The organism is Brevibacillus fortis (genome assembly GCF_003013395.1).
GTDB classification, from domain to species: Bacteria; Bacillota; Bacilli; order Brevibacillales; family Brevibacillaceae; genus Brevibacillus; species Brevibacillus fortis.
Map to the genome: position 1 here is coordinate 167,250 of NZ_PXZM01000022.1, position 12,114 is coordinate 179,363.

1 protein-coding gene is annotated in these 12,114 nt (G+C 44.0%); it reads right to left on the minus strand.

The genetic code is table 11. From position 1 onward, the window contains the following. The gene (locus tag C7R93_RS14190) at positions 1 to 10,566 is read right to left on the minus strand and encodes an Ig-like domain-containing protein (protein WP_106839416.1); all 10,566 of its coding nucleotides are present in this window, start codon (positions 10,564 to 10,566) and stop codon (positions 1 to 3) included. Between the last annotated feature and the right edge of the window lie 1,548 nt (positions 10,567 to 12,114).

Sequence of the window (12,114 nt, forward strand, 5' to 3'; positions counted from 1 at the left end):
TCACTCCATTTTATTGTCATTCGTTAATACTGGAACTGTGCTATTTTGTAGACTATTATTTCCTAGCTGTCCCTTTTCGTTTTGACCCCATGCCCATACACTTCCGTCTTCTTTCACCATCAATGTATGTGCTCCACCTGCAGACCAGCGATTGACTTTCACTTTTGTCTCCCTGACTTCCACAGGAACTGTGATCGTTTTGTTATCGTAGCTGACTGTGATAGTCGCAGTTCCTACCGATACCGCTGTGATCACTCCTGCCTCATTTACCGTTGCCACCGTTGGGTTACTGCTCTCATACCTCGATTGTGTCGTGACATCTTGAGTGTCGTTGTTTAGATAGGTCGCCGTGATTTGCAATGACTTGCTTTGCGATGTTGGCAGCAACACCGTCCCTAGATTCGCTTTCACTTCGATATCCTTGACTTCCACTGGGACAGTTATCGTTTTGCTATCGTAGCTGACGGTAATGCTCGTTGTCCCTACCGATACCGCTGTGATCACTCCTGCCGTATCTACCGTTGCAACAGCTGGGTTACTGCTCTCATACGTCGACTGCGTCGTGACATCTTCGCTACTGTTGTTCGAATAGGTCGCCGTGATTTGCAATGGCTTGCTTTGGGACGTAAGCAACAACACCGTACTTGGACTCGCTACCAATTGTTGCGCCATGATGTTCAGCATAATTTCTATTGGCGTCGTCCGATTCTGTACCGTTCCATCTCCTAGCTGCCCTTTCTCATTTTGACCCCATGCCCATACACTTCCGTCTTCTTTCACCATCAATGTATGTGCTCCACCTGCGGACAAGCGATTGACTTTCACTTTTGTCTCCCTGACTTCCACAGGAACTGTGATCGTTTTGTTATCGTAGCTGACTGTGATAGTCGCAGTTCCTACTGATACCGCTGTGATCACTCCTGCCTCATCTACCGTTGCCACCATTGGGTTACTGCTCTCATACTTCGATTGTGTCGTGACATCTTGGGTGTCGTTGTTTAGATAGGTCGCCGTGATTTGCAATGGCTTGCTTTGGAATGTTGGCAGCAACACCGTCCCTAGATTCGCTTTCACTTCGATATCCTTGACTTCCACTGGGACAGTTATCGTTTTGCTATCGTAGCTAACGGTAATGCTCGTTGTCCCTACCGATACCGCTGTGATCACTCCTGCCTCATCTACCGTTGCAACCGCTGGGTTACTGCTTTCATACCTCGACTGCGTCGTGACATCTTCGTTACTGTTGTTTGAATAGGTCGCCGTGATTTGCAATGGCTTGCTTTGAGACGTAAGCAACAACACCGTACCCGGACTCGCTACCAATTGTTGCGCCATGATGTTCAGCATAATTTCTATTGGCGTCGTCCGATTCTGTACCGTTCCATCTCCTAGCTGCCCTTTCTCATTTTGACCCCATGCCCATACACTTCCGTCTTCTTTCACCATCAATGTATGTGCTCCACCTGCGGACAAGCGTTTTATCTTATCTTCTTTCAATACTTGGGCTACTTTTACATTCGCGTTTACCTTGGTTCCCAAATAGTCAATGGTTATTGAGGTGATTCCGTCTTTTATTCCCGTGAGGAGTCCACTTGCAGAAACAGATGCTATAGATGGATCTGCCATTGTAAATAATGATTTATCCGTTACCATTGCTTCAGTACCATCCGCAAGCTTCAATAGCACATTTAATTGTTGTGTTTTCCCCTCTTGAAGAGTGATGTCTTCCGGTACAACTTTGATGTTCTGAACCGGAATTTCTGCTGTAACAACAACAGGCACAGCCGCACTTGCTCCCCCAAAGGAAACGGTGATGTTCGTACTACCTGCCTTAACAGCCGTAACCACCCCGTTTGCATCAACGGATACCACTGTGGCATCTCCTGGCAAGTAGACTGCTTGTCCAGAAACATCCATGTTCTTGCCGTCCTTATAGGTCGCTGTTACTTGTAGCTGCTGCGTCTTCCCAACCAATATGTTCAGGCTGACTGGTGTAACGGACAAGCTCTGCACAGGCTCTTGTGTCTCTGTAACCTGAACAGGAACCGTAATTACTTTCCCACCAAAAGATATGGTTACAGTAGATGATCCTACTGCCACCCCAGTAACAGACCCACTTGCTTCAACACTGGCAATAGCAGGTTGCGAACTCTGATAAGTCGCCTGATTCGTTACAATCGTTTGGCTGTTATCACTGTAGGTCGCCTTCACTTCCAACTGCTGGTTGGCTCCTTTGCCAATGCTCACTGTCGCTGGCGTAACAGCCAAAGACACGAGAGTGATGGCATTTCCTGAAACCGTGACCGGAATGATCGTACTTTGCCCGCCGTAGCTAACCGTGACCTGCGTAGCTCCTGGCGAAAGTGCTGTTATCAGTCCACTACTTTCCACTGATGCAACATTGGCATTACTGCTTGTATACACGGCTTGCTTTGAAATATTTTCTTCGGCCCCGTTTGAATAAGTGGCCGTGACACTAAGCTGTTGAGTACCACCTGCAACCAATGACACTTGCACTGGGGTTCCTTTTATTTCCTGGATGGTAGCCCCTTGAACAGTTATCTGGCTGGATGCGTTTTTACCATCATAAGAAACGGTAATCGTCGCTGTTCCTGCTTTGATACCCGTTACGACACCTTGGCTGCTCACTTGCGCAACAGATGAATTCGAGGTGTCAAAGCTGGCAACGCTGCTGATATCTTTGTTGTTACCGTCTGAGTAATAAGCGGATGCATACAAGCGTTGGATCTGTCCTTCTGTTATTGTGGACTGCCCTGGTGCAAGACTGATCGATGTTAAATGAACAGAAGGTGCATCAACCGTAATGGTAAACGCCTTCGACTGCCCTCCGAAAAACAATTTGGCCCGCGTCGTCCCGCCGTTCACCGCATACACAATCCCTTTGTTGATAGAGGCAACCGAGGGATCCTCCACGACATATACAGCCTGCGCGCTTACATCCACCTGACTCCCGTTGTCCAATGTTGCCATGACCTTAATCGATTTGGAGTTACCAGGTGATACATCCACCTTCTCCATATCAAGACTCAAGGCTTTGGCCTTCGGTGGTATAGATGCGTTTTGCTTTACGCTTTTTGTGATATTTCCGTTCTCGTCATGATAGAAAATGACGCTTTCGACTCCATTTTCTTTGATCGCCTTAATTCGATTGTTCTGATCATATACATACTCGTAAACCGTTCCCCCAGCCGCTGGAGCAAAAACTGTAAATATTACATTGACTGGATTACTTTCTGTATTTGTCAGCTTAATCGTATAGGCACCTGCCGCCAAATCATAAATGACTTCAGCTGCACTTGGCTTCTCCCTCGGTGACACTTGAACCCCATTGGAATAGACCGTTACAGTTGGATACTTCTGACTTGGATTTTTCAATTGCGTAACCATGCGATACTTTCCAGGAATGATAGCATTCATGGCGATTTCTACCGTTTGTCCACCTGAAATCGTGATATCGTTTGGCTGATTAAAAACAAAGGCTTCGCCCCCTGGCTTTGCCAGAAGCGTAGCGTAAAACGCACTTTTTCCTACAATCTTCACATAATACGTTTTTCCGGCGGCAAATACTGGATTCACTCTACCATTACTTCCTGAAGAGATTTCCTCATGATCCAGCAAGCCCGCCCCTTTATAAACGGATATATTTGCATCTGCCGCTAATCCCGAGTCGTTATTTAACGTGAACTGATAAACTCCGCTCGTTTTCGCTGTGATTTTAAAGTATTTTGCCTGATCGGCAGGAAAATGCATCCGTACCGGATTATACTCTACCAACAGATTAAAATTGCTTTCTGCTGGTTTCGTTCGGACAGTGTAGGGGCTGCTGCTATAGCTGCTAGTACCGGATGAATTGTACGCCCAAAGTATGATTGTATAAGCGCGATCCGGTTGTAGGCCCGTGATGGTATAAGTGGATACGTTGCCTACCCGCTTGATCCCGCCGCCATCTACTTGAATGCCGTAGTCTATTGCGCCTGCGACAGGACTCCAAAATACTTTAAGGGAATTCGTATCTGCCTCTACACTAATATTATTAGGGGCATCTGGTTTCTTCTCGATAGTCAAGCTTCCGGGATAAACCGCTACAAATCCGCTGCGATTGGATACTTCGATGTTCGGGTAGGTACCTTCTCCAAGATCCCTGCCCCTCCAGCTAAGGGTCCAGTGACCTGAGCTGCCAGTGGTAGCAAAGGTTTTTGGTCCATCGTTGCGATTCATCCTTCCAGATATGACATCGCCTGCTTGAAGATGGGTATATACCCCTTCCAAGGTAAAGGTCTCATCAATATCAATGACTCTCTTTGCCCCAGGGGTATAAATGACGATCTTCGGGAGAGCATCTACCAATCGGGATGAGTAATTCGTTGGTGTAGTCCATGCCCCGCGATTATCCTGAGCTTGAACCGTCCAATACACGGTCTGATACAACATTTCTTTTGTGATGGGGAAAAAATATCTGCCGGACGCATTCCCATTTTGGCTCGATTCGGAAATCGTCTCTTCTTTCTCACCCAGCTCGTTTCCGCCTGGAGTCAGTCCCACTCTTAATTTTGTTGATACGATTTTGTCTGAAACATCATTATCTCTAAGCGAATAATTGATTAATCCTCTAAGGCCACTATCCATAATGACAAGCTCTGTATTCACGACCACAGGTGCTTGATTGGTGGCTAATAGATAGAACTCCAATTTAGCGGTACTGCCTTCAAGAATTTTCGGGGCATCACTCTTCATTACCGCTTTTAGGCGCACATCAATGAGTGCGTTTTTTTGTATATAGTTTGTATCAAATACATAAGAACGGGCTGTCCCTGTTAATTTCTCCCGTTTTGTAGAAGTGACATGCCCGCCCTCGCTGATATAAATGATTAATTCTTGCGAGGCTATATAACTTGGATACCCTTTACCGTTGTAGTAGTCCCAATCCAACGTAATCGACTGCCCTTTTGGTATTTCTTGTCGATCTTTCGGATATTTCCAATTTGCAGAAATGGTTATCGGGTCCTTTTCAGCTTGCGCTCTCATATCCAAGCTAATATCGACTTTTTCGACGAGAGATTTACTGGATTTCTGATCGACTGCCCAGACACGAAGTGAGTAGAGATGATCTGGCTTCAAATTGCGGATGGGCAAGTTGTACGAAAATTCATTTGCGCTCTCAGACGCCGTAAAACGAGTCAGTTCATGAGGATCTTCCTCATCCAGCTGATACCAAATATGAACTTGGTCTCCGATGTTCGGATCCATCGCAATACCTGATATGATGATGACATCCTCTGAATTAACAGTAAAGACAGCCTTCCCTACCATTGGTGAGGTCAAATAGACTTGGGGAGCAGAATTATCGTTCACCTCATTCGTTACGTAGGTGATTTCAGGTGTCCATTTGAGAAGATCCCCGACACTGTTTTCTTTCTGGTTTACTTGAAAAATTAGTGCGTCTCCTTCTTCAATGGAAAGCTCCTCCTGAAGTTCCACACCAATCTCATCGTTAAAGTCAATCGATTGCCAGCCTGAGGAAGGCCAAATTTGAGCATCGTTTTTCAGTAGTCGGACGTTGACTCCGTCTCCCTCTTCCACTTGGATTTTGGAAATCCAGCCGCTAACGTGAATTCGTCCTGAACGCGGCGCCTTCCATTTCAGGATAGGATCTGAGCTCCCAACTTTTATCCACGTATTTCCGATCGCGGTCTCGTTTTGATTACTCTTCCATTCCTCGGCAGCTTTGTCCCACTCCAAGTCCGTGAAGCGATCTCCGCTTACCTCCTGATAGGACCAGTTGTTCTGTCCTTGCTGATTAGAAAATTGCAGCCAAAAAGCATACGTGTCATGTATGGGTTCAACAATCGTGATTGTCTTCTCCATACTGGTTTGCTTCCCGTCTTTTTCTGTGACCAGCACATGTAATTTGTGTTCCCCTACTTGCATCTGGTCAACTTCCAGCAGATAGGAGAAACCTGGCTTTAGATGAGGTGCCTCTGGGTATTTGCGCTTCATATCTGGTCGTTCAAGCCCATATTTCGCCTCGCCCAGCTTATCTCCATCCATCAACACTTCGATTTTCTCCACTTCACCAGTAGAAACGAACCATCCCGTCATGTTGTAATTCCTACTGATCAGTTCGTTATCTTGCGGGGTGTCAATTGCGCCCCCTGTTACCAAGACGTCGCCTTTTACAGTGACAGGGTATTGCTTCACGATGCCAGCATAAGACACGGTAAGAACCGTACTCCCTGATGTGAGACCTGTTAGTAGTCCTGTTGCATCTATTTTGGCAATAGCTGGATTATCGATCGTGTAGGTCACTTCTCCCGTTACATCCTTTGTACTCTTATCTCGATAAGATGCAACGACAGTGAATGCTACGCTCTTGTCTTTTTCTAAAGTAACTTCGGAATAATTAGCTGTGATTCCCGTAACAGGACCAATGATGATGTTACTTTCTAGCACGAGACTCTCCGCGCCCGCTTTATCCGTTACTTTTATGCTCAGTTTGTGATTCCCTTCCGCAAACAAGGACGTATCCAGTAGATATTGAAAACCAGCATTTGCATTCTGGTAGTGTGGATACATGGCGAAAATATCTGGACGAGGTCCACCATAAACTGCGGTTCCCTGCAATTGTCCATCCACCAAAACCTCGATTTTGGACACACCGCTTGGGTTCAGAATCCATCCCTGTACCGTTGTAGTTCCACCAATAACTGTGCCTTCTTTTGGGATATCCATTTGCCCTTTGGCAACAAGCGAGCCTGATTCTGATTCTGTGACAACAACAGGAATCACCAATGACTGATTCCCGTAATTCACGTGAATCTTTGTCATTCCAACCTTCAGGCCTGTAACGATTCCCAGTGGACTGACATAAACGACATTCGGATCTTCTACTGTATAAACAGCTTCCCCCGTAATGTCCTTCTGTTGTTGACCTTCAAAACTGGCCGTAATCTGCAATTTCTGCATAGAGTCTTTTGCTAGGCTCATGTTTGGTTCTGCATTTTGCAGACTGATCGCTGGAGCAATATTTCCAATCACAAATTTCTTTTCTGGTAATGGATATTGCTTTCCTTCGCTATCCGTTGCGATCACAGAAACGGTATGAGTACCCGGTTGCAGTTCATTCAGATTAACACTATAGCTATATCCTGCTTGCGTATTTTTATATTCCGGATGAAGCAGAGCAATATCAGGTCGAGCAATTCCCGTTTTTGCTTTCCCATGTTCGATCCCGTCAATGAGAACCTGATAGTCAGAGATAGCAGAAGGATGTAAAAACCATCCTGAAATCGTATAAGTACCATTGACAATAGCACCATTTACAGGCGTTTCTATCTCTCCCAAAGTTTTAAGTGCTTCCGCTTCCGTAACCTTAATAGGAATGCTGATACTTTGATCCCCATATTTTACAGTGAGACCCGTACTTCCTTGGGCTAGAGCCGTGACCAAGCCATCTGTGCTCACCTTTGCGATAGAAGAATTCTCTATGTAGTACAGAGCCAACTTGGTTACATCATGACTGCTCTGATCCTCTAGTACTGCCATGACAGTAAATTGATGCGTTTTTCCTTGAGGAACGATTAACTCTGTAACGTTTGCCTTTAAACCTATTGCTGGTAGCAAGGTAACGATTTGAATCGTTCTGTTCCCCAGCATTACCTGATTTCCACCCTTGCCTGTGCCTCTAACAGAAAGAGTATGTGTGCCTTCCCTCAATTTTCCTGTATCGAGATTATAGTGGAACCCTACGTTTCCATCAGGTTTAGAAGCATCCATTATTTCGATTTCCGGACGAGAAATACCATAGGTTGCTTCACCACTTACGGCTCCATCGACCAGTACTTCAATCTTTTCAACACCAGTAGAGTCAATAAACCAGCCTGTGACAGGGTAAACACCGCTGATTATTGCATGGTCTGCGGGACTGTCAATGCCTCCCCGAGCCAGACCCGCTACTGCTTTGACCCAGACAGGTATCGTAAGCGTTTGTTCTTGGTATTTCACGATGATATTTGTTTGACCGATTTCAATTCCGGTAACGATACCTTTATCTGAAATGCTAATGATCGAAGGATTCTCAACCGTATATTGAGCCTCTCTCGTCACATCTTTCGTTTGTTGATTCAGTAAAACAGCAGAAATGGATAATTGCTGTGTATTCCCTTGTATTACATCTACTTTGCTTATATTTGCCACAATACTTGTCGCCGGTTCTGCACGACCGATGAAAACAGCTCGCTCTGCTAGAATTTGCTCGGCGCCTTCTTTATTAACGGCTGTTACCTTAATGGTATGTTGACCTTCCGTTATCTGCGTTGTGTCTAGAAGGTACTCAAATCCGGCTGTAGCATTCTTGTAGTGTGGATACGAGGATTCAATATCAGGCCGGTTATGTCCATAAGTAACTTCCCCCACTACTGTTCCATCCAATTGAACCTCTATCTTTGAAACACCTGCTGGCTCTAAATACCAGCCTTTGATGAGTGTGGCGCCTGTCATCATGGAATTACTTGTCGGCGCCTCTAACTCCCAACGCGGTATCAGTGGCTCAGTCTTTTTGATCGTAACAGGGATCATGATTGATTGACCTTCATATCGAATGGTCACAATCGCCGTTCCATATCCCAATGCTTTTACAAGTCCAGTCGCGCCTACTGTAGCGATACTTTCATCAGATGAAGCGTATTCTGCTAGACTTGTAACGTCTTTCAGGGTGTTATCTTCTAAAACAGTAGAGACCACCAACTGATGCGAACCTTCATTCGTTAGTTCCAGCTTGGTCACATCGGCATGCAGACCATTAACAGGCTCCATGTTACCAATGTAAAATGTCGTTCCTTCTATCATGGTTTGTTGACCATTGGTATCTTGAACTTCCACAGTAATGATATGAGTGCCTGCGGTTAAATTCCCAGTGTCCAGTTGATAGTGAAATCCAGCATTGCTATTCTGATAAGCTGGATATTTCGCTTCAATATCTGGTCTCGGGTCGCCATAGGATGCCTCTCCAACTTTCATACCATCAATCAGGATACTGATTTGCGATATTCCGACCGGATTGAGATGCCATCCTTTAACCGTATACGTACCACTGATTAACTCGCCTTTTTCAGGGGTGTCGAGTCCACCTCTTGGTATCAGGGGCGCTCGCTCCGTCACCACTATCGGAATCTCAATCGTTTTGTCACCCAACTCAGCGATCAGTTGCGTATCTCCCATTCCACTTCCTGTGACTAGACCTGAAGGTGTTACCGTAGCAATTTTTTCATCTTTGCTCTTATAAGTAACTTCCTTGCTGACATCTCTGGTGTTGCCATCTGTCATCTTCGCCGTAATTTTCAGTTGATAATTTTCACCTTCGGAAAGTCGCAATTCGTTAGGCTTCGATTCCAATGAGATAATCTCAGCGGAGTCTTCATCCCCTAGTCCCAACGCTTTCTCTAGGTTTACAAGCCCTTTTCCGTAAAACCGCGATTCCCCTAAAGGTGTTGCATGATCGACTAAAATATCACGCACTTCGCGGTTGGTGGCTCCACCCTTTTTGGACCAAATGACAGCTGCTGCACCGGCTACGTGAGGAGCTGCTAAAGAAGTGCCTGAGCGTTGCTCAAAGTCTCCATGGAGTGACGTACTTAGAATATCAACCCCAGGAGCCATCAGGTCTAACCCACTACCAACACTTGAAAAGTCAGCCCGTTGATTGTCTTGATCAATGGCACCAATGGACAATGTCTCTGGATATTTCGCAGGATATAACTGGGTATCCTCACCCATTCCCCTATTTCCTGCTGATGCAATAACCAGTATCCCTTGTTGATTCGCTCTTTTAATCTGGTCATGTAAAGCGCGACTGTCAATTTTACCACCAGCACTAATGGAAACGATGTTCATGTCATTCTGAATCGCCCATTCAATCCCCTGAATCATGCTGGAATATGTACCGTGACCTTTTTCATCAAGGACCCTAATAGCATAGATTTCGGCTTCTGGGGCAACACCAACGATTCCAACATCATTATCTTTACCAGCGATAACGCCAGCCACTGCAGTCCCATGACCATGCTCATCATCAAAATCTGATTTTCCTTCTACATAGGAAATGCCTCCTTTTACTCGGAGGTCTTCATGATTGGATATACCTGTATCTATAATTCCAATTTTGATGTTTTGGCCTTTGTAATTTTTTTCGTGAGCTTGATTTGCCCTTATGTGCGCAATCCCCCACGGAACTTCCTGTTTTTCTGTTAGGTTTGTTTCTGCTAACTCTATTTCACTATCTTCCTCAATATAGGCTACATTCTCATCCTGAGACATTACCTCCATTTCACTCTCTGTTAATTGAGCAACCATCACTTTCGTGCTAAGTTGCTGTACCGATGATCTTTGAATAGCCCTTACTTTTGCTTTCTTGTTTTCTTTAAATCCAATTAAATACGTTTTACTCTGAGCACTTGCGATTGCGTGTTCAGGGACAAGCTGTAAAAACAGTAAAGCAAGCAGTAGGAATAGATTGAAACTACTGATTGAACGGATGAATCTAGGGTTCATTCCTGTAACTCCTTGTCATAATTGTGATGAACTTTGGTATCATTCCTTTTTTAAAAATAATTCAACGTGCGCCAGTTACACTCCATCTCCCTTCCCCATAATAAGTACAGATAAAAAATGTAAATTTTACCTAAACAGCATTTAGAATTATAGTGAATTCCTTATATTGGATCAATAGGAACTTACCGATAAGTTTTGACTAACAAATTACTAGTCAGCCAATATTGCTGATTATCAGAAGTAATTTCCAAGTTAAATTATATTTGGTTCTACCTAGTGTTTTCTTCCTACTAAAAAACAAGACTGTCCGTTGTAATAGATACCTCTACCAACGAGACAGTCTTGCTCTAGTTCTTAAGAACTAGTTCTTCAGCTCTATTTTTGTGCGTTAATAATTACCTACTCATGATTCACGTTGGAAAGAGCTTTTTTGTTTGAAATGCTTAGTGTTTAGTTTGTTGGTCGTATTGTACGATCTGTTACCGAAAGTAAATCCTAAGGCAATCGATTAATCGTAAGCAATAAATATCCTGGGAGCGTAAGATGTTTGCCATAGCATTGGCATACACTTGGCGTAGAGAAACTGGTAGACCTTGCCCATCATCGGGGGATGAAGGGCAAGGTCTTCGGTACGTGCAGGCCGATTAAATCAACATTGGTGGAGATAAAAAAACCTTGGGGACATGGCCCCAAGGCATAATTTCAATGACAATACTTATTTATACATCCCAAAATATTCATCGGAACACTCACCATCAATTGTATACTCAATATCATAGTAATACCATTGAATCTCTGTTTCTGGATGAAGTAATTCAAGGCAAACTCTAAAAAATGGATATATTCTATCGTCGTTATTAATAAATAGCTGCGTGCACTTATAACGTATAGTAAAATCTTTTATGAATCACTATTTTAAATTAGTTTCTCCAGTAATTGGATAGACTTAAATTTTACATTTTCAAAAAGATATGCTTCATTAAATTTCTTTTCAATATCTATTAAATTCATTCTTTAACTCCTTACTTTCCACTTGTAATGTAATCAAACAAAAAGTTACCTCCTCCCATATACTCTCACATGTTTGGCGGCCTTTTTTCACTTTTTTATCGCTCAGGAAAATTTTGTGGCTTTTGCATGACTAATAAATTGTAATAAATGGATATATTCCAAAAAATCCATGTACGTACAGGCATACTATAGAAATATCATACGGGTGTTATGGGGGTAAGTTTGTTTTGGTTTTACTGCCTGCTTCATTCGTAACTGGGTGGGGGTAAAAAGAAAGACCTTGAAGAGAGTATTTTTCAAGGTCAAATTTATCCGCACTGATTTAATTAGCTTAGTTATTGATAGATAGTCCGGGTCTGTCAAGAATTTTGTGTAAACTCCATCAACCGATATATGAAAAGGTTTCATCCCCCTAATTGTGATATCTTTTTCGGAGCCAACAGAGTCAAGGGCGTAAGGCGAAGCGAACCCTTGACGTGTTGGTGTAGGAAAAGACAATCCCTTCGGGGATGAAGCCTTTTTTTAATTGTTAACGGA